This is a genomic window from Acidocella facilis ATCC 35904, assembly GCF_000687875.1.
GTDB classification, from domain to species: Bacteria; Pseudomonadota; Alphaproteobacteria; order Acetobacterales; family Acetobacteraceae; genus Acidocella; species Acidocella facilis.
Genome location: NZ_JHYG01000005.1, coordinates 169,354 through 189,839 on the forward strand (window position 1 = coordinate 169,354; position 20,486 = coordinate 189,839).

At 64.9% G+C, this 20,486-nt stretch carries 21 protein-coding genes and 1 riboswitch; of the genes, 5 read left to right on the top strand and 16 right to left on the bottom strand.

Translation table 11 applies throughout. The annotated features are described in order from the left end of the window. Nucleotides 1-109: 109 nt before the first annotated feature. Nucleotides 110-262, top strand: coding sequence for a hypothetical protein (locus T331_RS19870; RefSeq protein ID WP_155992657.1), 153 nt, complete (start codon nt 110-112; stop codon nt 260-262). Between the two features lie 69 nt (nt 263-331). Here T331_RS19870 and T331_RS0108505 read toward each other — a convergent pair whose 3' ends face one another. From T331_RS0108505 to T331_RS0108540, 8 genes are all read right to left on the bottom strand, one after another. Next, entirely contained in the window at nt 332-1,741 is a 1,410-nt protein-coding gene (locus tag T331_RS0108505; protein ID WP_008494444.1) for an NAD(P)(+) transhydrogenase (Re/Si-specific) subunit beta, read from the bottom strand. A 6-nt stretch (nt 1,742-1,747) separates the two neighbouring features. Next, nucleotides 1,748-2,137, bottom strand: a complete 390-nt coding sequence (locus tag T331_RS0108510; protein ID WP_026439696.1) for a proton-translocating transhydrogenase family protein — start codon at nt 2,135-2,137, stop codon at nt 1,748-1,750. A gap of 22 nt (nt 2,138-2,159) precedes the next feature. Next, the gene (locus T331_RS0108515) at nt 2,160-3,293 is read right to left on the bottom strand and encodes a Re/Si-specific NAD(P)(+) transhydrogenase subunit alpha (RefSeq protein WP_026439697.1); all 1,134 of its coding nucleotides are present in this window, start codon (nt 3,291-3,293) and stop codon (nt 2,160-2,162) included. Between the two features lie 143 nt (nt 3,294-3,436). Next, entirely contained in the window at nt 3,437-4,186 is a 750-nt protein-coding gene (locus tag T331_RS0108520) for a class I SAM-dependent methyltransferase (RefSeq protein ID WP_026439698.1), read from the bottom strand. 31 nt (nt 4,187-4,217) lie between these two features. Next, nucleotides 4,218-5,570, bottom strand: a complete 1,353-nt coding sequence (locus tag T331_RS0108525; protein ID WP_008494440.1) for an ABC1 kinase family protein — start codon at nt 5,568-5,570, stop codon at nt 4,218-4,220. Next, nucleotides 5,567-7,378 (bottom strand): M3 family oligoendopeptidase, encoded by a 1,812-nt coding sequence (locus tag T331_RS0108530; RefSeq protein ID WP_026439699.1) that lies wholly within the window; start codon nt 7,376-7,378, stop codon nt 5,567-5,569. Before T331_RS0108530 ends, T331_RS0108525 begins: the two co-directional genes overlap by 4 nt. Before the next feature lie 152 nt (nt 7,379-7,530). Next, nucleotides 7,531-7,788: a DUF2312 domain-containing protein gene (locus T331_RS0108535; protein ID WP_008494438.1), complete on the bottom strand. Its 258-nt coding sequence runs from the start codon at nt 7,786-7,788 to the stop codon at nt 7,531-7,533. A 141-nt stretch (nt 7,789-7,929) separates the two neighbouring features. Further along, the gene (locus tag T331_RS0108540) at nt 7,930-8,226 is read right to left on the bottom strand and encodes a DUF1244 domain-containing protein (RefSeq protein WP_026439700.1); all 297 of its coding nucleotides are present in this window, start codon (nt 8,224-8,226) and stop codon (nt 7,930-7,932) included. Between the two features lie 201 nt (nt 8,227-8,427). Here T331_RS0108540 and pyk point away from each other — a divergent pair, with 201 nt between their 5' ends. Both pyk and T331_RS19170 read left to right on the top strand, forming a co-directional pair. After that, on the top strand, nt 8,428-9,849 hold the full coding sequence (pyk, locus tag T331_RS0108550) for a pyruvate kinase (protein ID WP_026439701.1): 1,422 nt from the start codon (nt 8,428-8,430) through the stop codon (nt 9,847-9,849). A 165-nt stretch (nt 9,850-10,014) separates the two neighbouring features. Then, nucleotides 10,015-10,731 carry a hypothetical protein gene (locus T331_RS19170; RefSeq protein WP_051622263.1) on the top strand — a complete coding sequence of 239 codons (717 nt, stop codon included), beginning with the start codon at nt 10,015-10,017 and terminating at the stop codon, nt 10,729-10,731. A 170-nt stretch (nt 10,732-10,901) separates the two neighbouring features. Here the strand turns inward: T331_RS19170 and T331_RS0108560 are convergent, their stop codons facing one another. Both T331_RS0108560 and T331_RS0108565 read right to left on the bottom strand, forming a co-directional pair. Next, nucleotides 10,902-12,272, bottom strand: coding sequence for a glutamate--cysteine ligase (locus tag T331_RS0108560; RefSeq protein ID WP_026439702.1), 1,371 nt, complete (start codon nt 12,270-12,272; stop codon nt 10,902-10,904). Nucleotides 12,273-12,322: 50 nt separating this feature from the next. Continuing rightward, nucleotides 12,323-13,030, bottom strand: a complete 708-nt coding sequence (locus T331_RS0108565; protein ID WP_026439703.1) for a 16S rRNA (uracil(1498)-N(3))-methyltransferase — start codon at nt 13,028-13,030, stop codon at nt 12,323-12,325. A gap of 19 nt (nt 13,031-13,049) precedes the next feature. Between T331_RS0108565 and ubiA the strand changes: the two genes are divergently transcribed. After that, nucleotides 13,050-13,949, top strand: coding sequence for a 4-hydroxybenzoate octaprenyltransferase (ubiA, locus tag T331_RS0108570; RefSeq protein ID WP_026439704.1), 900 nt, complete (start codon nt 13,050-13,052; stop codon nt 13,947-13,949). 141 nt (nt 13,950-14,090) lie between these two features. Here ubiA and T331_RS0108575 read toward each other — a convergent pair whose 3' ends face one another. Beyond that, nucleotides 14,091-15,014 (bottom strand): cation diffusion facilitator family transporter, encoded by a 924-nt coding sequence (locus T331_RS0108575; RefSeq protein ID WP_026439705.1) that lies wholly within the window; start codon nt 15,012-15,014, stop codon nt 14,091-14,093. A gap of 73 nt (nt 15,015-15,087) precedes the next feature. Then, nucleotides 15,088-15,183, top strand: a riboswitch (TPP riboswitch). On the opposite strand from T331_RS0108575, the gene T331_RS0108580 reads away from it, so the two are divergent. Then, entirely contained in the window at nt 15,175-16,131 is a 957-nt protein-coding gene (locus T331_RS0108580; protein ID WP_051622264.1) for an ABC transporter substrate-binding protein, read from the top strand. It overlaps the preceding riboswitch by 9 nt. A gap of 50 nt (nt 16,132-16,181) precedes the next feature. Here T331_RS0108580 and T331_RS0108585 read toward each other — a convergent pair whose 3' ends face one another. The 5 genes from T331_RS0108585 to T331_RS17865 all read right to left on the bottom strand — a co-directional run bounded on the left by T331_RS0108585 (nt 16,182) and on the right by T331_RS17865 (nt 20,393). Further along, nucleotides 16,182-17,267 (bottom strand): OmpA family protein, encoded by a 1,086-nt coding sequence (locus T331_RS0108585; RefSeq protein ID WP_026439707.1) that lies wholly within the window; start codon nt 17,265-17,267, stop codon nt 16,182-16,184. A 192-nt stretch (nt 17,268-17,459) separates the two neighbouring features. Further along, nucleotides 17,460-18,518: an OmpA family protein gene (locus T331_RS0108590; RefSeq protein ID WP_026439708.1), complete on the bottom strand. Its 1,059-nt coding sequence runs from the start codon at nt 18,516-18,518 to the stop codon at nt 17,460-17,462. Nucleotides 18,519-18,664: 146 nt separating this feature from the next. Then, complete coding sequence (locus T331_RS19175) at nt 18,665-19,399, bottom strand: DUF2155 domain-containing protein (protein ID WP_051622265.1); 735 nt, start codon at nt 19,397-19,399, stop codon at nt 18,665-18,667. Beyond that, nucleotides 19,399-19,965 (bottom strand): outer membrane lipid asymmetry maintenance protein MlaD, encoded by a 567-nt coding sequence (mlaD, locus tag T331_RS17860; RefSeq protein WP_051622266.1) that lies wholly within the window; start codon nt 19,963-19,965, stop codon nt 19,399-19,401. The genes T331_RS19175 and mlaD overlap by 1 nt, the downstream gene beginning before the upstream one ends. Next, on the bottom strand, nt 19,965-20,393 hold the full coding sequence (locus tag T331_RS17865; RefSeq protein ID WP_211248696.1) for an NADH-ubiquinone oxidoreductase subunit NDUFA12 family protein: 429 nt from the start codon (nt 20,391-20,393) through the stop codon (nt 19,965-19,967). The genes mlaD and T331_RS17865 overlap by 1 nt, the downstream gene beginning before the upstream one ends. Between the last annotated feature and the right edge of the window lie 93 nt (nt 20,394-20,486).

Genomic DNA, 20,486 nt, shown 5'->3' on the forward strand with positions numbered 1-20,486 from the left:
AACCCGTTTGTTGCAGCGCAGCAGAAGCCGGGAGGATAAGGGGATCAAGGTTTAGCTGGAGGCCGTCCTTCAACCCTGGGCAACTGCCCTCATTTGAAGGAGCTTAACAATGAGCTTTAAGAGCAGCTTTGAGACGATGGGCGAAGGCATGATCGCCGCCGCCGAAGGCAATCAGATCATCGCGCAGGAAATCGCCCGCGCCGTGAAGACCCTCTTCGCGAAGATCTTCCACCGCAAGCCGGCCACCCTGCCCGCTGAATAAGCGTCCCGGCCTGGTCCGCAAAAACCCCAGAGCCTCAGGCCCTGGGGTTTTTCTTTCCGGCACCCAGCCTCAGTGATTGAGCGCCTGCACGATCTCTTCGGTCATCTTCTTCGCATCGCCGAACAGCATCATCGTGTTGTCCTTGAAGAACAGCTCATTCTCCACGCCGGCATAGCCGGACGCCATCGAGCGCTTCACGAACAGCACGGTCTTGGCCTTGTCGACTTCCAGGATCGGCATGCCGAAGATCGGGCTGGCCGGGTTGGTCTTCGCGGCCGGGTTGGTGACGTCGTTGGCGCCGATCACATAGACGACATCCGCGGTGGCGAATTCGTTGTTGATCTGCTCCAGCTCGAACACCTCGTCATACGGCACATTGGCTTCGGCCAGCAGCACGTTCATGTGCCCCGGCATGCGCCCCGCCACCGGATGGATGGCGTATTTCACTTCCACCCCTTCCTTCTTCAGCGTGTCGGCCATCTCGCGCAGCGCGTGCTGGGCCTGCGCCACCGCCATGCCATAGCCCGGCACCACGATCACCTTGGAGGCGTTCTTCATGATGAAGGCCGCATCGTCGGCGGAGCCATGCTTCACCGCCTTGTCGCCGTTGGAAGCGCCGGCAACCGCCCCGGCATCGCCGGAATTGCCGAAGCCGCCGGCAATCACGTTGATGATCGAGCGGTTCATGCCCTTGCACATGATGTAGGACAGAATCGCACCCGAGGAACCAACAAGCGCGCCGGTGATGATCAGCGCCAGATTGCCGATGGTAAAGCCGATGCCCGACGCCGCCCAGCCGGAATAGGAATTCAGCATCGAGACGACGACCGGCATATCCGCCCCGCCGATCGGGATGATCAGCAGGAAGCCCAGCGCCAGCGCCACCAGGGCGATCAGCGAGAACAGCACGGTGCTGCCGCCGGAAGCGACGAAGGCGATGATCAGCAGCACGATCAGCACGCCCAGACCGCCATTGAGCTTATGCTGGCCGGGGAAGGTGATCGGCGTGCCCTTCATCAAGGCCTGCAGCTTGGCAAAGGCGATCAGCGAGCCGGTGAAGGTGATGGCACCGATGGCCAGGCCGATCGACATTTCGATCAGGCTCTCGGTATGGATATTGTGCGGCGTGCCGATGCCAAAGCTCTGCGGCGCGTTCAGCGCCGAGGTGGCGACGAACACGGCCGCCAGACCCACCAGCGAGTGGAAGGCCGCGACCAGCTGCGGCAGCGCCGTCATCTTGATCTTCTGCGCCACCACCAGCCCGATGCCGCCGCCGATGGCGATGCCCAGGATGATGGTCAGCGCCCAGCCCCAATCCATCCCGCCATGCAGGAAGGTGGCGAGGATGGCGATGACCATGCCGATCATGCCGAAGCGGTTGCCCTGGCGCGAGGTGGTGGGGTGCGAAAGGCCGCGCAGCGCCAGGATGAACAGAACCGCCGCGACGAGATACGCAAACGAGGTGAGAGACTGGTTCATCGGGCGTTACTTCTTCTTGAACATGGCCAGCATGCGGTTGGTGACCGCGAAGCCGCCGAAAATATTGACGCTGACCAGCACCACCGCCAGGAAGCCGAACACATGCGCCACCATCGAGCCATGCAGCCCGGTGGCCAGCATCGCGCCGACGATGATGACGGAGGAGATCGCGTTGGTCACCGCCATCAAAGGCGAGTGCAGCGCCGGGGTGACCGACCAGACCACGTAATAGCCGACAAACACGGCCATCACGAAAATGCTGAACAGGAACACGAAGGGCGCCGCCGGCGGCGCGTGCTGGGCCGCCACGGCGGCAACCCCGGCGGCGTTCTGCGCCAGGATCGAGGCCTGATGGGCGAGGTCCGCCGCCTGGGCGGCCAAGTCTGCGGGTGTCATGATGATGAAGCCTCCCTGCGAATTAAACGGCGGGCTTGAAGTTGGGATGGACGATCTCGCCGCCCTTGGTCACCAACGCGCCCTTGATCAGATCATCCTCCGGCTTCAGGTTCGGCGCCTTGGCGTCCTTGTCCCAGAAATTGGTGAGGAAGGTGAGCAGATTGCGGGCATAAAGCTGGCTGGACGCCACCGCGATGCGCGAGGGCCAGTTCTTGTGGCCGATGATCTTCACCCCGTTGGGCGTGGTGATGGTCTCGCCCGGCACCGTCTCGGCGCAATTGCCGCCGGCCTCGGCCGCGAGATCGACCACGATCGAGCCCGGCTTCATCGCGGCCACCATCTCCGAGGTGACGATGACCGGCGCCTTGCGGCCCTGCACCAAGGCGGTGCAGATCACGATGTCGTTCTTGGCCACGGTGCTGGCCATCAGCTCCGCCTGCTTCTTGCGGAACTCGTCGGACATCTGCCCGGCATAGGGCCCGGTCTGCTTGGCGGATTCCTCGTCATCCACGCCGATATAGCTGGCGCCGAGGGATTTGATCTCTTCCTTGGCCGCCGGGCGCACATCCGTACCCGAGACCACGCCGCCGAGGCGGCGCGCGGTGGCGATCGCCTGCAGCCCCGCCACACCGGCGCCGATCACAAACACGCGCGCCGGCGCCACGGTGCCGGCGGCGGTCATCATCAGCGGAAAGCCGCGGGAGAATTCATAGGCCCCCTCGATCACGGCGCGATAGCCGGCGAGGTTGGCCTGGGAGGAGAGCACATCCATGCTCTGCGCGCGGGTGATGCGCGGCAGCAGCTCCAGCCCCACCGCATCGATGCGCGCGGCGGCCAGAGCCGGCGCCAGCGTGGCATCCGAGGCCGCGCCGAGTGTTGCGATCAGCAGCGTCCCCGGCGCGATCAGCGCCCGCACCGCCTCATCCGGCGCGGCGACGGCGAAGAGAATCCCGGCGCCCGCCAGCGCGGCGGCCGCATCCGGCACAATCTCGGCGCCCGCCGCGATGAACTCCGCATCCGGAATCGCCGCCGCGATCCCCGCCCCGGTCTCGATCGCCACCGTCAGGCCCAGCCCGATCAGTTTCTTCACCGTGTCAGGCGTGGCCGCCACGCGGAGTTCCCCCGCACGACGCTCCTTCAAAACCGCTAACCGCATACCCTGGTCCTCAAACGCTTGAAAATTTTCTGTTACCTTGTGTTAAGGCGCTGGATATTACAAGCCCGCGCCCGCCGCGCGGCCCCGCCTGGCGCGTCGGCACAACCCTCGGGACCAGGCCTCGTTTTCCGGTTTGTTTAGTTTTATGGACGCGCGAGCGCCGCGCCCGCCCGCGGCTCCGGCAGGCTGCCCGCCGCGCCCAGGCGCACCGCCACATGCCCCTTTTCAGCGGAAACACCTATATATTCATAGCTCAGGCCGGATTGCGCGATGAATTCCTGGAAGGCCTTATATTCATGCCCGCGCCAGCCGGGATAATTGAAATATTCATCAAACAGAATGACCGTCCCCGGCACGATCCGCCCCGCCAGGGCGGAAAAAATCGTCACCGTGCTGGTATAGATGTCACAATCAACGTGCAGAAACGCAACATCTCCGGCATGGGCGGCGAGGAAGGGCGGCAGCGTCTGGTCGAACCAGCCCGGATGCAGCCTGGCATTGGCGGGAACCTTGGGCAGCTTGCCCTTCTGGGTGAAGGCGCCGGCCCCTTCCTTGGTGCCGGCCCAATCCTCCGGCAGCCCGCCGAAACTGTCGAACCCATGCACCTCGCGCGGCGTCTGGCCCGCCAGATTGCGCAAGCTGGCCCCACCGGCGACACCGAATTCCAGCACCAGCCCTTCCTTGGGGGCGCGGCCGAGGGCAAAGCGCGCCAGCTCGTAGCGGTCCGCCAGCACCATCGCCTCTGGCATATGCGCGATCACATACTCAACCGCCTCGCGCTTGGCGTGCAGGCGCAGATCCAGCCAGAGATCGTTCACATAGATCGAGTGCAGCAGCTTCCGATAGGCCCGGGCGAGAAGCCCGGACCGCAGGCCGCGTTTGAGAATCGCCATGGTTGGCTCCGCCTTGCTGAGGGGTTGAGGTTTACTTGGCCTCCGGCACCCCGGCAATCTTCAAGGCATCCGCCTGGCGCGCCGCCAGCTCCGCCTCGTCAAACCCGGCCACCGTCTCCTGGAATAGCCGGCACCAGTTCAGCTCCGCGCCCAGCCGCATGAACACCGCCCCCAGCCCGATCGCGGAGCGGTCCATCAGCACGAATTCGCGCGGCGGGCGCACCCCACCAGTGCGCTGCAAGCCCGCATGCACCTTCTGCGCCACCTCGCGGCCAAATTCCGTACCCTGGCCGACCTGGATCGGCCGCACCCGGTCCTCGATCAGCGGCTGGTAGAGGAATTTCGCCCACTCATTCAGCACCGCCACCTGCTCGTCGGTGATGCCCTTGAAGCCCCAGATGTCATAGGCGTGGCGGGCGCGGGCCTCGTCAGCCTCGCGCACGGCATTGTAGAGCTCCAGCACGCCGCTGACGAATTTCGGCGGAAACACGCGGATGGAGCCATAATCCAGCAGATTGAGCCCGCCGCTCTCGCTGACCTGGTAATTGCCCAGATGCGGATCGCCATGGATCACGCCATAGCGATAGAACGGGATATACCAGGCCCGGAACAAGGCCGTGGCCAGGGCGTTGCGCGCCTCCTGGCTCGGGTTGGCCGCCATCCAGTCCCGGAAGCCCTGGCCTTTCAGCCAGGTCATGGTCAGCATCCGGGTGGTGGTATAGCCCTCCACCGGCTCCGGCACATTCACATCCGGCACATCCGCCAGCATCAGCCGGTAGAGCCGGATCTGCGCGGCCTCGCGCTGATAATCCAGCTCCTCGCGGAAGCGCTCGGAGAGCTCGACGAAGATATCGTCCTGAATGATCGCGTTATCCATGCGCCGGTAAACGGCCATGGCCATCTTCACCTGGCGCAGATCCGCCTCGATGACGCTGGGCATGTCAGGATATTGCAGCTTCACCGCCACGTCCCGGCCATCCGGCAGCACCGCGCGGTGCACCTGCCCCAGGCTGGCGGCGGCCACCGCCTCACGGGTGAAGCTCTGGAACTTGCCCTCCCAATCCGGCCCCATCTCACCGGACATGCGCCGGCGCACGAAGGGCCAGCCCATCGGCGGGGCGTTGGCCTGCAATTCCGCCAGCTGCTTGGCATATTCCGGGGGCAGCGCGTCCGGCACGGTGGAGAGGAACTGCGCCACCTTCATCATCGGGCCCTTCAGCCCCCCGAGCAGCGCCTTCAAATCCTCGGCATGCTTGGCCTGGTCGGTCTTGATGCCGAACACGCGCTCGCCGGCGATGCGCGCGGCAATGCCGCCCACCGCCCCCGAGGTACGGGCCATGCGCCGCATCTCGCCGAAAAAATTTCCGTCCTTGCGATCGCTCATGCGTTTTCCAGCTCGTCGATAAAGCCTGAGATCACGTCCAAACCCTTGTTCCAGAAGGCGGGGTCGGAGGCGTCCAGCCCGAACGGGGCCAGCAGCGCCTTATGCCGCTTGGTGCCGCCGGCGGCCAGCATGTCGCGATATTTCGCCGCGAAGCCCGCCTTGTCCGGGCTCTCCTGGTAAACCGCATAGAGCGCATTCACCAGGCAATCCCCGAAAGCATAGGCATAGACATAGAAGGGGGAGTGGAAGAAATGCGAGATATAGGCCCAGAAGACCTTGTAATCCTCGGTGAAATTGAAGGCCGGCCCGAGGCTCCTGGTCTGCACGTCCAGCCAGATCTCGGCAATGCGCTCGGGCAGGCTCTCGCCCTGGGCGCGTTCGGTATGGAAGGCGACCTCGAATTCGTGGAAGGCGATCTGCCTCACCACGGTGTTGAGCATGTCCTCCACCTTCTGCGCCAGCATGATGCGACGGCGGGCCGGATCGGTCTCGGCATCCAGCAATGAGCGGAAGGTCAGCATCTCGCCGAACACGCTGGCGGTCTCGGCCAGGGTCAGCGGCGTGCCGGCGAGCAGATAGCCCTGCTTGGCGGCCAGCGACTGATGCGCGCCATGGCCCAGCTCATGCGCCAGCGTCATCACATCCCGCGCCTTGCCGTGGAAATTCATCAGCACATACGGATGCACCGAGGGCACGGTGGAATGCGAGAAGGCGCCGCCGGCCTTGCCCGGACGCAGATCAGCGTCGATCCAGTTTTTCTCGAAGAAGGGCTTGATGGTCTCGGCCAGCTCCGGGGAGAAGCCGCCATAGGCGTTCAGCACGATGTCCCGCGCCTGCTGCCAGGAAATATGCTTGTCCAGGTCCGCCGGCAGCGGGGCGTTGCGGTCCCATTGCTCCAACTTCTCCAGCCCCAGCCATTTCGCCTTCAACGCATAATAGCGGTGCGATAGCCGGCCATAGGAGGATTTCACCGCGCCGACCAGCGCCTCCACCACCTCATCCTCGACCATGTTGGCGCGGTTGCGGAAGGACCAGGGATGCGGATAAGCGTGCCACTCATCGTCGATCGCCTTGTCCTTGGCGATGGTATTGAGCACCAGGGCGAATAATTTCTCATTCTGCGCCATCGTCTTGGCGACCGCCTTGAAGGCGTCCTCGCGCACGGCGCGGTCAGTGTCGGAGAGCTTGTTCAGCGCCGCGGAAAGGGTCAGCTCCTCGCCGCGGACCTCCAATCGCAGCGCTGCGATGGTTTCGTCGAACAGCCGGGTCCAGGCGGAATGGCCGGTGACCTCCTTCTCCATGAACAGTTGTTCGATGACATCCTCGCGCTGGTGCGGCAGGAACACACGTAGATCCCGCAGCCAGGATTCGTAGCGCTGCAACTCCGGGGCGCGGAGCTTTTCCGCCAGCGCCTCGTCCGAGAGGCGGTTCAGCTCTAGGGTGAAGAACAGGGTCTTGGTGCCGAGCGCGGTCAGCTTCTCGGACATAGTCTGGTAGAACTGGCCGTGGGCGGCAATCGAGCTGTCGGCCGCGAACAGCAGCCCGGCATAGGACATGATCCGGCCGGGGATTTCCTGCAGCGCCTCATAGGTGCGAATCGCCTCGGCCAGTTCGGCGCCGGAGAGAGCTTCGAGCTTGCCCTGATAGGCGGTAAAAGCCTCGGCGCGCTGCTGCACATCCTGCAGATCGGCGGCCAGGCGCGGGTCAGCGGTAGAGGTGTAGAGATCGTTCAGATCCCAGCTCGGCAGGGATGCAGCATTTCCGGCGGAGAGCCCCTCGGGCTGCCAGTTGATCCGTGCCTGCTTCATATCCGCTCCGTTCCTTCAAATCTCACGGAACAGATTTAGGCGTTGCGGCGCCAAGGTCAAACGGGGGGCTTTGCCCCCCGTATCTTTTACACCTTTGGGGGCTTTGCCCCCCGTATCTTTTACACCTTTGGGGGCTTTGCCCCCCGTGTCTTTTACATGCCGATGGCGCGGCGATAGATGTCGAGCAGGGTCTCCTGCTCCTCCACCTCGGCCGGCTCCTGCTTGCGGATCTTGATCAGCTGGCGGATCACCTTCACGTCGAAGCCGGCGGATTTGGCTTCGGAGAAGATGTCCTTGATGTCGTTGGCCAGCGCCTTGCGCTCCTCTTCCAGACGCTCGATGCGCTCGATGATGCTGCGCAGCCGCTCGCCGGCGATATTGGTCGGTTTCTCTTCGGTCGATACAGACATAGCCCACTCCAGGTCAGGGCGGCGGGCATAAAGACCCCTCCGCCCCAGGTCAACGAGATTTTACGTGGCACCGGTCTCGAACGGCCCGCGTCCAGTCGCAAAAGTTTTTGAGGGTAAGGGAACTTTTTTCAAAAAGTTCCCTTAATGCCCCGGATTGGCCGCCTTGAATGCCGCCTGCTGGTCGGGGCTCGCCGGTTTCTGGTGTAGCGCCTGCCACTCCTTATAGGGCATCCCGTAGATGATCTCGCGCGCCTGCGGATCGCTCAGCTCGACCCCCTGCGCCTGCGCCGCCTCGCGATACCAGCGCGAGAGGCAGTTGCGGCAGAAGCCGGCCAGATTCATCAGATCGATATTCTGCACGTCGGGGCGTGCCCGCAAATGCGCCACCAAAGCGCGAAAGGCGGCCGCCTCCAGCCGCTCCTGGGTAGCGCTATCCATCAAGGGGTTGCTCAAGTTTCTGCTCCCGCTCATAGTCGCGGCGTGGAAAACGCCTATTTCAACGACCTTAAAAATTACCGGTCGGGCAGCACAGGGGTCGCCCCTGGCCCGGGCGCCAGCCTGCCGCAGGCGCGGGCCGGGCGCAATATGGCGCTGCCGCTCTCCACAAACCGATTTTAAACAACAAACCGAGGTTTTCGCATGGAACGTCTGCGCCGCCACCGCCGCACCAAGGTCATCGCCACGCTGGGGCCGGCCAGCTCCACGCCGGAGATGATCTTGCAGCTCTTCCAGGCCGGGGCGGATGTATTCCGCCTGAATTTCTCCCATGGCGCGCATGCGGACCACGCCCAGCGCATCGAGATGATCCGCGCCGTGGAGAAGCGCACCGGCCGGCCGATCGGCATTCTGGCGGATGTGCAGGGGCCGAAGCTGCGGGTGGGCAGCTTCCAGTCCGGCCGGGTGCAGCTGCAGACCGGGGCGCAATTCACCCTGGATATGAACCGCGCCCCTGGCGATACGCGCCGGGTCTGCCTGCCGCACCCCGAGATCATCGCCGCCGCCGAGATCGGCGCGACGCTGCTGCTCGATGACGGCAAATTGCGGCTGAAAGTGCTGCGCAAGCGCGACGATCATCTGCTGACCGAAGTGGTGGTGGGCGGCGTGCTCTCCGACCGCAAGGGCGTGAACGTGCCGGATGTGGTGCTGCCGATCCCGGCCCTCACCGAGAAAGACCGCGCCGATTTGGATTTCGCCCTGCCGCTGGGCATCGATTATATCGGCCTCTCCTTCGTGCAGCGGCCGGAAGACGTGATCGAGGCCAAGCGCATCGCCGCCGGGCGGGCGCTGGTGATGGCCAAGCTGGAGAAGCCGCAGGCGCTGGATAATCTGGACGGCATCATGGCCGAGGCGCAGGCGGTGATGGTGGCGCGCGGGGATCTGGGCGTCGAGCTGCCGCCGGAAGAAGTGCCGATCGCGCAGAAGCGCATCATCCGCGCCGCCCAGCAGCGCGGCCTGCCGGTGGTGGTGGCGACGCAGATGCTGGAGAGCATGATCACCGCCCCCGCCCCGACCCGCGCCGAGGCTTCGGACGTGGCGACCGCCGTGTTCGATGGCGCCGATGCGGTGATGCTCTCGGCCGAGAGTGCCGCCGGCCAATTCCCGCGCGAGGCGGTGAACATGATGGACCGCATCATCTCCCGGGTGGAGCGCGACGAGGATTGGCGCGGCGGGCTGGATGCCAAGCGGCCGCAGCCGGAGAAGAACTCGGCCGACGCCATCGCCGCCGCCGCCGTGCAGGTGGCGCATACCATCAATGCCAAGGCGATCGTGGCGCTGACCGAATCGGGCTCCACGGCGCTGCGCGTGGCGCGCGAGAAGCCGGACTGCCCGGTGATCGGGCTGACCGTGAACGAGGCGGTTTCGCGCCGGTTGGCGGCGGTGTGGGGGGTGCATGCGGTGCGCGCCGAGGCCGCGCATTCAATGACTCAAGCCGTTGAACATGCTCAGAAAATCGCCCGGGTGGAGGGGTTTGCCAGCAAGGGCGATGAGATCGTCGTGGTTGCCGGCGTGCCGTTCGGCCAGGCGGGGACCACCAACGCGCTGCGCGTGGCAAAACTCTAAGCCCTCGGCCCGCCCCTTCATTACTTTTTGCTCGCCTTTGAGCAAATGTTTTATTATGAAGGGGTTGGCGTAGATCTTTCTTGGCCTGAGCGCCTTGGCCGCGCCTGCCGGCACCTGTAAGATGGGGGCCGGTTTCAAGGCTTCGACAGGTTGAGGATTTTCACTTTGCACAGTTCACGCAAGGCCACGGCGTATGGCAAGATCGCGTTCGGCATGGGCGCCGCGGCGCTGCTTCTCACCGCCTGCCATCGCCCGGCGCCGGTGACGGCGCCGCAGGCCGCCGCCACGCCGGTCGGGCATATTTATGCCGTCGCCGTGGCGGTGCCGCCGCCGGTTTCGCCGAAGATCAAATTCACCCCGGCCGAGCAGGAGAAGATCCAGCAGGCCTTCAACGTGGTGGCGTTGAAATCCGCCTTGATGGTCGCCGCCCTCTCCTGCGACCAGCGCGACAAATATGACGCCTTCATGCACAGCTTCCAGCCGCATGTGCTCGACGCCCAGCATGAGATGGATGCCTATTTCCACAAGGCGAGCGGCCCCTATAGCGGCCAGAAGATGGAAGACAGCTTCATCACCCTGCTGGCCAACAACCAGTCGGTCGCCGGCATCGCCCAGGGGCAGATTTTCTGCCTGAACAACCAGGCCGAATATAACGCCGTGCTGGCGATGAAGACGCCTGACCAGCTCGACAGCTTCGTCACTGACGCGCCGCCCGGCGCCACCACCCAGGTTGCCAGCGCCGCCGTCCCAGCCGCGCCTCCTGCCCCGGTGAAAACCGAGCACAAGGCCAAGAGCGTGAGCCACAAGAAGCCGGTGGAAAAGGTGAAGGCGAAGACCGCCAGTTCCAGCCATCCGGAAGTGGCGAGCAGCAAGAGCCCATAACGCCCGGCACTTTACGAAAAAAACCCGCCTTCAGGCGGGTTTTTTGATTCATAGAGCAATATGCGTTTAGGTTGACGCGCCAGCGTCAACCTAAACGCATGAAATTGCTCGCTAAAACAAAACTTAGAGCATCAAGCTAAGAGCTTGATGCTCTAAGCAAAATTTGTGGATCAGAAGGCCGCCTCGGTGAAGATGCGGGTGATGTCGCCGTTCCAGGCGCCGTGATAGCGGGCCAGCCAATGCTCCGCCTGGGTGGGCGCGCCGTTGGCGATCTCCTGCAGCGGGGCCAGGTAGAGGCTTTCATCCGCCCCGGCGGCGTTGCCCCGGGCGCGGGCCTTGAGGCCCTGGGCGGCGATGGCGACGACCTCTTTCGCCAGATCCCGCAGGCTGCCTTTCCCGAAGGGCGTGTTGATGCCGCTGACCGGCACATCGGCACGCAGGGCCAATATGTCCGCATGGCGCCAGGTTTTGATCAGCGCCTGGGCGGCGGCCAGCGCCGCCGCGTCGTAGAACAGCCCGGTCCAAAGGGCGGATTGCGCCAGCATCATCTCCGGGCGGCCGGAATCAGCGCCCCGGGTTTCGATATATTTCTTCAGCCGCACATCCGGGAAGGCGGTGGTGGAATGGTCCGCGAAATCGCCGATGGTGGCGCGTTCGCCCTCCAGCCCGGCCAGCCTGCCCGCCATGAAATCGCGGAAGGAGGCGCCGGCGACGTCGTGATAGCCGCCGTCGCGATAGACGAAATACATCGGCACATCGAGCAGCCAGCTGGCATAGGCCTCGAAGCCGAACCCGTCCTCGAAGATCACCGCCGGGATGCCGGAGCGGGCATTGTCGGTGTCGGTCCAGACATTGGCGCGGTTGGAGAGCAGGCCGTTGGGCTTGCCCTCATAGAAGGGCGAGTTGGCGAACAAGGCGGTGGCGAGCGGCTGCAGGGCGGCGCCGACGCGCATCTTCGCCACCATGTCCGCCTCGGAGGTGAAATCCAGATTCACCTGCACGGTGCAGGTGCGCAGCATCATGTCCAGCCCGCGCGTGCCGACCTTGGGCATGTAGCCGCGCATGATCTTGTAGCGACCCTTGGGCATCCAGGGCATGGCGGCGCGGGTGGCGGTGGGGTGGAAGCCCAAAGGCGCGAAGCCCAGCCCCAGCGCCGGGGTGACGGCGCGCAGCCGGGCGACATGCGCGTCCAGCTCCGCCTTGGTGGCGTGCAGATCCGCCAGCGTGCCGCCGGAGAGCTCGAACTGCCCGCCCGGTTCCAGCGAGATCGAGGCGCCGCCCGCCCCTTTCAGCCCGATGATGTTGCCGTGATCGAGGATCGGCGCCCAGCCGTCGCGCGCCTGCACGGCGCGCAGCAATGCGCCGATGCCATCCGCCCCCTCATAGGCGGGCGGGGTGAAATCAGCGGCGCGGAAGCCGAAGGCCTCATGCTCGGTGCCGATGCTGTACTGGGCGGCCGGCTTCGCGCCGGAGTCCAGATAGGCCGCCAGATCCTTGACGCTTTCAACCACACGCGCGTCAGCGTCACCGGGATTTGACAAGTCTCTCTTCCTTCAAACTCTGTGTTTCAGGCGCGATGCCGGGCGCTGTCTCAGGGCTGGGCTGCGAGTTGCAGCGCCAGCCCGGCGATGGCGGCGGTTTCGGCCCGCAGGATGCGGCTGCCCAATGACACGCGTGTAATGATGGGTGTTCGCGCGATAGCTTCAAGCTCCTGATCGGTAAAGCCCCCCTCCGGACCGACCATCAAGGCGCTGGGGCCGGAGGCTGGGCCAAGCAGGCCAGCGTCGCGCCGCTCATCGGCGATGCAAAGCGGGCGCTGCGCCGGCCAGGCCGCCATCAGCTTCATCACCGGCAGCGGCGCGCGGATTTCGGGGAGATGCAGGCGCTCGCATTGCTCCGCCGCCTCGGTGGCGATGCTGCGCAGGCGTTCGAGATTCACATGGTCGGCATTGGTGCGGACGGTGATGATCGGCTGGATCACGGAGACGCCGAGCTCGGTGGCTTTTTCCACCACCAGATCGGTTTTCTGTCGTTTCAGCAAGGCAAAGCAGAGCCAGGCATCGGGCTCCGGCGCCGGAGCCCGGATCTGCTGGGTGGGCTCCAGAATCGCGGCCTTGCGGGAGATTTTGGCGATGCGGGCGCGCCATTCCCCGGCCTGGCCATTAAAAACCCGTATTGTATCGCCCTTGCCCAGCCGCATGACATTGGCGAGATAATGGGCCTGGCCATCGGAGACGGCAAAGCCCTCGCCAGCGCCGGGGAGATCGGGAACATGCAGACGAATTGACGTATCGGCCATGCCGGGCTGAATAGCAGATATGAGCGGATTTACCGATATCAGGCGCGGCGGCTGGGTGGCGCGTCTGCCCGAGCGTTACCTTCCCTATGTTCTGCTGGCGCGGCTGGACAGGCCGATCGGCGCCTGGCTGCTATTTCTGCCCGGGCTGTGGGCGATTTGCCTGACCGCGAAAAATTTCTGGTGGGGGCTGTGGTTTACCGTGCTGTTCGGCATCGGCAGCGTGGTGATGCGCGGGGCGGGCTGCGTGGTGAACGATCTCTGGGACCGCAAAATGGATGCGATGGTGGAGCGCACCCGCGGCCGCCCGCTGGCCTCGGGCATGGTGACGCCGATGCAGGCGCTGAGCTTCCTGGCGGTCCTCTGCGCCATCGGGCTGGCGATATTGCTGACGCTGAACAACACCGCGAAGCTGCTGGGCGTGGCCTCCTTGGTGCTGGTGGTGCTGTATCCGCTGGCCAAGCGCGTCACCTGGTGGCCGCAGGCCTTTCTCGGGCTGACCTTCGGCTGGGGCGCGCCTCTGGGTTTCGCCGCGGCAAGGGGGCATCTCACCTGGCCGGTGCTGCTTCTCTATCTCGGCGCGATTTTCTGGATCATCGGCTATGACACGATCTATGCGCATCAGGACCGCGAGGACGATACGCTGATCGGGGTGAAATCCACCGCCCGGCTGTTCGGCACGCGCACCCGCGAGGCGCTGTGCATTCTCTACGGGCTGGCGTTTCTGATGCTGCTGATCGCGATGTCCGGCTTTTCCCTACACCCCTGGGGCTATTGGCTGATGGTGGTGCCCGGCGCGCTGCTGGCCTGGCAGATTATCAGGCTGGATATTGATAATCCGGCGCGGTGCCTGGCGCTGTTCAAGCTGAACCGCGAGGTGGGGCTGGCGGTGGCGGCGGCGATTCTGCTGGGCTGGATTTAGGGTTCAAAAGTTTTTGGGAGGCGGCCCTTTTTTCAAAAAGGGCCGCAAAACGTTTGGGGTGTTGGCAACGCAGGTGCATACGCCCAGGCCTCCCCGACCCTTTTTTGAAAAAAAGGGTCGGCCCCAAAAAACTTTTGGCACCTATCCTTTGGTTTCCACCTGATCGTCCAGCCGGTGATCCTCGATCCCCGCCGGCTCCAGATGCACGCTCACCTCCACCCGGCCCGGCAGCGCCCGGCGCACCGCGCGCTCCACCGCATCGCCGATGGCATGGCCCTCATTGACGCTGAGCCGCCCCTCCACCTCCAGATGAAACTCAACGAATACCCGGTCCCCGGCATGGCGGGTGCGCAGATCATGGATATCCTCCACCCCCCGGCAGCCTAACGCGGTGCGGCGGATCATCATCCGGTCTGTCTCGGTCAATTCGCGGTCGAGCAGCTGGCTCAGCGCCTCATTCGCCACGAAGCGCGCATTCCACATCATGTAAAGCGCGATCAGCAGCGCGAAGGCCGGGTCGGCGCGGGTCCAGCCGGTGAAATGGGTCAGCGCCAAAGCCGCCAGCACGGCGGCATTGACCGCGACATCCGTGAGGTAATGCGCACGGTCGGCGGCGATGGCGGTGGAGCCGGTGCGGCCCACCACCCAGCTCTGCATCACCACCAGAACGATGGCGGCGAGCAGGCTCAGCGCGATGATCATGATGCCGAAATCCAGCGCTTCCAGTCTTTCCGGAAACACCAGCCGTTCGATGGACTGGAAGGCCAGCACCATCGCCGCACCTGCCAGCAGCATCGCCTGGGTGAAGGCGGCGATGGCCTCGCCCTTGCCATGGCCGTAGCGATGATCCGCGTCCGCCGGGCGCTGGGCGTAGCGCACCCCGTAAAATGTGGCGAGGCTGGCGCCGACATCCACCAGCGCATCCACCGCCGAGGTGAGCAGGGACATCGAGCCGGTGGCGATCCAGGCGGCGAATTTCACCACCACCAGCACCACGGCAAAAGCCAAGCTGGCGCCGCTGGCGGCCTTGCGCAGCGTCGCGTCGGTCGGGTCGGTCGTGCTCATGAGAGCGGTTTAGCGCGAAGCCCCCCGCCAACCCAAGACGCAAGATTGACGACGCGACCCTAAACGCGGGAGAAGCATCACGCCGGGGTGTCCGCATCGTGCGGGCTGAGATCATACCCGTAGAACCTGCCTGGGTCATGCCAGCGAAGGGAGAGCGCCAATGAGCCTCAATAGACGTCTATTCCTCTCAACCGCCAGCGGCGCGCTGTGCGCGCCCGGCCTGGCCCGCGCCGCGACCGCGACGCCGTTCACGCTGATTCTCGACTGGTTCGTGAATCCCGACCATGCCCCGCTCTTCGCCGCGAAATATTGCGGCGCCTATGCCAAGGCCGGGCTGGATGTGAAGCTGGTGGCGCCGACCGATCCGGATCTGCCGCCGCGCCTGGTTGCCGCCGGCAAGGCCGATGCGGCGCTGACCTACCAGACCGAGCTGTACCTGCTGGTCGATCAGGGCCTGCCGGTGCGCCGGACCGGCACGCTGATCGACAAGCCGCTGAACACGCTGACGGCGCTGAAAGCCAGCGGCATCACCAAGCTGCAGGATCTGAAGGGCCGCAAGGTCGGCTATTCGGTGGCAGGGGTGGAGCCGGTGATCATCGGCGCGATGCTCAAGCATGTCGGCATGAGCCTGGCCGATATTCAGCTGGTGAATGTCAATTTCGAGCTGGTTTCGGCATTGCAGAGCAAATCGGTCGACGCGGTGATCGGCACCTACAGGAATTACGAGGATATTCAGCTGGCACAGGCCGGGCTGGACCCGGTGATCTTCCTGCCGGAGGATTACGGGGTGCCGGCCTCGGACGAGCTGTTGCTGCTCTCGAATGAAAGCGGGCTGAAGAACCCGGCGCTGAAGGCGTTTTTGAGCGCGCTGAAAGAAGGCGTGGCAGCGTTGCAGGCGGACCCGGAGGGGATGCTGAAGCAATTCCTGAAGGATAATCCGAGCCTGAACGACAAGCTCGACATCGCCTCCTGGCACGCAATGCCGCCTTATTTCGCGAAGGATCCGGCGAAGCTGAACGACGCCCGCTACCTCACCTACCGCGACTTCCTTCTCGCCAACGGCGTCATCAAGAAGAAACTACCGCTTGGCGACTACGCCGTGCAGATCCCGGCCTGAACAAAAAAACCCCGGCGCGAGCCGGGGTTTTTCGTTTCAGCGCGACACGCTCAGTGGAAGATGATTTCCACGCGGCGGTTCTGCGGCTCGCGCACACCCGGGCCGGTCGGCACCAGCAGGTGGGTTTCGCCATAGCCGTGCATCTCGATCTCGTTGGCCGGCACGCCATCGGCGACGAGCTGGGCGGCAACCGCCTTCGCGCGTTTCACGGACAGGCCCATATTATAGGTCGCGGTCCCCGAGGTGTCGGTATAGCCGTTAACCTCCAGCGTGGTGACGTTCTGTGTTTTGGAGTCGGAGGCGGCCTGCGCGATGATCTGGGTCGCGCGCGGGGTCAGGCTGTATTTATCCCAGTCGAAGAACACCAGATAGGTCTTGGCCGGGGCGGGCGCCGGGGCCGCGGCGGGCGCGGCGGCCGGCTGCGGCGCCGGGGCCGGCGGGGCTGGCGGGGCGAATTCGTAACGCAGGCCGATATTGATCTGGTTGTTATACTCGCCCTGCTGCTTGAAGCTGACGGGGATGCCCGCATTGTCGATCGCGTAACGGCGCGCTGTGGTCAGGCCGATGAAGCGATATTCCACCGTCGCGGAGAGGCCCATCACCGGGGCGATCGGGAAGGACAGGCCGACAATGCCCTGATAGGCGAAGGAGCCACGCGCCTGGTTGACGTTGAAGCCGCCAGCCTTGGCATCGCTGTAGCGGGCTTCCTGCCAGCCGATGCCGGCACCCAGATAGGGATAAAGCCAGGGCAGGCCGATATCGAAATCATAAACGCCGTTGACGAAGCCGCCATACTGGCTCTCATGCCCGCTGCCCTTGGCGGCGACGCCGCCGGACTTCACCTTGTCCAGCCCGTTGCGGATATAGTCGCCTTCCAGCTCGACCCGCCAGCCATTATTGAAGCCGTAGCCGATGGCGGCACGGGCATCAAAGCCGTTCTTGAACACCGCCTTGGTGTCGCCAGAGAGATTGGCGCCGCCGGCGACATAATTTTTCTGGGTGGTGGCGCTCTTCAGATCCAGGCCGCCGCCCAGGCTGACATAGGGGCCGGCCACTGGCTGGGCCTCTGCCCGGCCGGCCAGCGCCAGCGGCACGGCCAGCATTGTCGCGGCGAATAAGGCGGCTCGAAACTGCATGATCTGATTTCCTTCCGACAGGCGCCATTCCAGAACGGCACTTGAGCCTATGTGGAGGCAAATGGGCCGGTTGCGAAGGGGGCACGCGCACGCGGCGCTTTGCTGTAGCCAAAATGCAACGCGCCTCACGCGCCTGGCAATAAAAAACCCCGGCAGTTGCCTGCCGGGGTCTCATCCACGCTTGCGCGAAGATTAGTGGAAGATGATTTCCACGCGACGGTTCTGCGGCTCGCGCACACCCGGGCCGGTCGGAACCAGCAGGTGGGTTTCGCCATAGCCGTGCATCTCGATCTCGGAGGCCGGCACGCCGTCGGCGACGAGCTGGGCGGCAACCGCCTTCGCGCGCTTCACAGACAGACCCATGTTGTAGGTCGCGGTACCCGAGGTGTCGGTGTAGCCGTTGACTTCCAGGGTGGTGACGTTCTGCGTCTTGGAGTCGGACGCGGCCTGCGCGATGATCTGGGTCGCGCGAGGGGTCAGGTTGTACTTATCCCAGTCGAAGAACACCAGGTAGGTCTTGGCCGGGGCCGGGGCCGGAGCAGCGACCGGGGCCGGAGCCGGGGCAGGAGCCGGCGGGGCCGGCGGCTGGAACAGCTGATAGCGCAGACCCAGCAGGAAGGTGTGGCTGGTGGACTGGCCGACATGCAGCTGCCCGCCGCCCGGCTGGATCGCCGCGTAGTTGCGGCTGGCGGTCAGCTGGGTGAACTTATACTCGGCGGTCAGGGACAGGCCCGGCACCATCGCCAGCGGGTAGGACACGCCGCCGATGATGTTGTAGGCGAAGGAGCCCTTGGTGCCGCCGACGCCAACGCCGTTATTCACGACATGGCTGTCGAACTTCTGCCACTGGTAGCCAGCACCGGCGCCGACATAGGGGAAGATCGGCAGGCCGACATTGAAGTCGTACAGCACGTTGACCATCGGGCCATAGGTGTTCAGACCGCCGGTGACGCGGGTCTGGCCGAGGCCGCCATTGCCATCAACCTTGTGCGCGGTGTCGCGGTAGAAGTTACCGTTCAGCTCGACGCGGAAACCGTTGCCGAAGCCATAACCCACGGCGGCGTCGCCAGAGTAGGAGTCACGGAACAGCATCTTGCCGGACGAGCCGGTGGAACGGCTGTTGAGGTTGATCGGATTCTGGATGGTGGTGCCAGCACCCAGGCTGACATAAGGGCCGGTAACCGGCTGCGCGTGCGCCGCGAGGGGCAGCGCAAGGCAGGTGGCGGCGGCAAGGGCTAAGCGCAGCTTCATGACGTAACTCCAAAAGTGAGTGCGTTTAATTGACCAAGGTCTATTTAGCCCTGCGGACGGGAATTCAACAGATCAAAACGGGTTTCGATTTTAACATTCTGGACCTGTGGCATTTTTGGCACAACCCGATGATCGTACAGGAAATTTTACGAGCAGTTCATAACCCGGAAAGCTTCGCCGGCGTTCCCCGCATCGGTGGCGCCCGGGGCGGAGCGCACCATCCAGCCATGATAGAGCGGTGCGCTGCCGGAACCATCTTTTGATTGCAAAGTCAAAAAGATCGCCGCATCAGGAAGTTGTCCTTGCGGACGGGTGGCGCAGGCCTGAACGCTGACGATCAGATCGCCCGCGGTCGCCTGGCCGCCGACGGGGATGGTCAAGGTCGAAGTGCTGCCATCGGCCTTGCTCAACACACCGATCTCGGCGGTCTTGCCGGGCACCCAATCATTCGGCGGGGTCGGCGCGACATCGTTGTTGGGCAGCGGGGCGGGGTTGTTGCCGCTGGGGCCTGGTGCGACCGCGCCATTGCTGGCGGGGGCGGGGGCGGGGGTGAGCCCGTTCGGCGCCGCCGGGGAGACGGCCTGCGCCTGCGCGGTGCCGCCGTTATCGGTATTCGCGCCATTGCCGTTATCGGCGTTGCCGCTGCCGGGCGGGGGCAGCGGGGTTTCCACCAGGCCCGGCGGTGGGGCGGGGCTGGGGGCGACGGGCGCCACCGGGGCGGTTGGCGGGGCCGCCACCACGGGCGGCGGCGGCGGCACCAGCATGGCGGGGGCCTGCGTGCCGCCAGCGCCCTGGCCGGGGCTGCTCTGCCCCAGCATGGTCTGCGCGAAGGCCGCGCCGCCGATCAGCGAGACGGCGCTGGCCAGAAGGAGAAGGCGCATTATTTCGACAGCGCCATCGGGTTGCTGGGCTGGGCTGGCGCGGACGCGCCGGCGGTGCCGCCCTGCGCGCCGCTCTGGCCGTTGCTCTGCCCACTGCCCTGGCCGCTGCTCTTGGCGCCGCCGCCATTGCCCATCGAGAAGATGAACTTGCCGAGCAGATCCTCGAGATTCACCGCCGACTGGGTGACCTGGAAGCTGGCGCCGGGCTTCATCATCGTATTGGAGCCACCGGGCGAGATCGAGATATAGGAGCCGCCGAGCAGGCTGTCGGAGGTGATCGAGGCGCTGCTATCCTCGGGCACCTTGATATCGCTATTGATGGCGAGCTTGACCTGCGCGGCATAGGTGGTGGGGTTCAGCGTCTCGGCGGCGACATGACCGACGACGACGCCGCCGATCTTGACATCCGCGCCGACGCTGAGCGCGCCGACGGAGCCGAACTGCGCCTGCAGCGGATAGCCACCCGTGTTGACCTCACCCGCCCCACGCAGCGCGTAGACCAGGAACAGCACGGCGACGATGATGACGGCAAACCCGGCGGCGAGTTCCGGAACGCGGCGGACCATCAGCCTTGATCCGGGGTCCAGGATTCATAATCCGCCGAGGCCGCGGCGCGCTTGCCGCCCATGTAGTCATGACCGGCCGGGCGGTAGCTCGCCGGCGTGCCGGTGAGGTTGGGCTTGTGCGGGCGCTGCCAGGCGCGGGGCGCGGCGGCAAGCGGCGCATCGGTGAGGTGATGCAGCCAGGCATGCCATTGCGGCGGCACCACCGAGGGGTCCTGCACCCCGGCATAGACCACCCAGCGCCGGGCGCGCGGCTTGCCCGGGCGCTCGAAATACTGGTTCCCCGCCTCGTCCCGGCCGATGAAGCGGCCTTTGAAGGTGGTGAGGAAAAACAGACCGGGATTCAGGATCAGGCGCTTGAGGCCAAGCGGCTTTGCCTTAGCGGTGGAGGCGGGGCCGGTCGCGGCCGGGCTTTGGGCGGCGTTGCTCATGGCTGTGATATAGGTGAAGCCGCGCGAATGGTCCATCTCGCCGGTGCAACGCAGCGTGACGGCATGATGGAAAAGCTATCCACAAGATTCTGT

What these genes read in the sequence shown, in the direction of transcription:
- T331_RS0108525 (WP_008494440.1), bottom strand. Translation starts at nt 5,570, where the DNA reads ATGAGCGATCGCAAGGACGGAAATTTTTTCGGCGAGATGCGGCGCATG.
- T331_RS0108535 (WP_008494438.1), bottom strand. Translation starts at nt 7,788, where the DNA reads ATGTCTGTATCGACCGAAGAGAAACCGACCAATATCGCCGGCGAGCGG.
- T331_RS0108540 (WP_026439700.1), bottom strand. Translation starts at nt 8,226, where the DNA reads ATGGATAGCGCTACCCAGGAGCGGCTGGAGGCGGCCGCCTTTCGCGCT.
- T331_RS0108575 (WP_026439705.1), bottom strand. Translation starts at nt 15,014, where the DNA reads ATGAGCACGACCGACCCGACCGACGCGACGCTGCGCAAGGCCGCCAGC.
- T331_RS0108590 (WP_026439708.1), bottom strand. Translation starts at nt 18,518, where the DNA reads ATGAAGCTGCGCTTAGCCCTTGCCGCCGCCACCTGCCTTGCGCTGCCC.
- ubiA (WP_026439704.1), top strand. Translation starts at nt 13,050, where the DNA reads ATGAGCGGATTTACCGATATCAGGCGCGGCGGCTGGGTGGCGCGTCTG.
- pyk (WP_026439701.1), top strand. Translation starts at nt 8,428, where the DNA reads ATGGAACGTCTGCGCCGCCACCGCCGCACCAAGGTCATCGCCACGCTG.
- T331_RS19175 (WP_051622265.1), bottom strand. Translation starts at nt 19,399, where the DNA reads ATGCGCCTTCTCCTTCTGGCCAGCGCCGTCTCGCTGATCGGCGGCGCG.
- T331_RS19870 (WP_155992657.1), top strand. Translation starts at nt 110, where the DNA reads ATGAGCTTTAAGAGCAGCTTTGAGACGATGGGCGAAGGCATGATCGCC.
- T331_RS0108565 (WP_026439703.1), bottom strand. Translation starts at nt 13,030, where the DNA reads ATGGCCGATACGTCAATTCGTCTGCATGTTCCCGATCTCCCCGGCGCT.
- T331_RS0108505 (WP_008494444.1), bottom strand. Translation starts at nt 1,741, where the DNA reads ATGAACCAGTCTCTCACCTCGTTTGCGTATCTCGTCGCGGCGGTTCTG.
- T331_RS0108585 (WP_026439707.1), bottom strand. Translation starts at nt 17,267, where the DNA reads ATGCAGTTTCGAGCCGCCTTATTCGCCGCGACAATGCTGGCCGTGCCG.
- T331_RS0108510 (WP_026439696.1), bottom strand. Translation starts at nt 2,137, where the DNA reads ATGACACCCGCAGACTTGGCCGCCCAGGCGGCGGACCTCGCCCATCAG.
- T331_RS0108580 (WP_051622264.1), top strand. Translation starts at nt 15,175, where the DNA reads ATGAGCCTCAATAGACGTCTATTCCTCTCAACCGCCAGCGGCGCGCTG.
- mlaD (WP_051622266.1), bottom strand. Translation starts at nt 19,965, where the DNA reads ATGGTCCGCCGCGTTCCGGAACTCGCCGCCGGGTTTGCCGTCATCATC.
- T331_RS0108515 (WP_026439697.1), bottom strand. Translation starts at nt 3,293, where the DNA reads ATGCGGTTAGCGGTTTTGAAGGAGCGTCGTGCGGGGGAACTCCGCGTG.
- T331_RS0108520 (WP_026439698.1), bottom strand. Translation starts at nt 4,186, where the DNA reads ATGGCGATTCTCAAACGCGGCCTGCGGTCCGGGCTTCTCGCCCGGGCC.
- T331_RS17865 (WP_211248696.1), bottom strand. Translation starts at nt 20,393, where the DNA reads ATGAGCAACGCCGCCCAAAGCCCGGCCGCGACCGGCCCCGCCTCCACC.
- T331_RS0108530 (WP_026439699.1), bottom strand. Translation starts at nt 7,378, where the DNA reads ATGAAGCAGGCACGGATCAACTGGCAGCCCGAGGGGCTCTCCGCCGGA.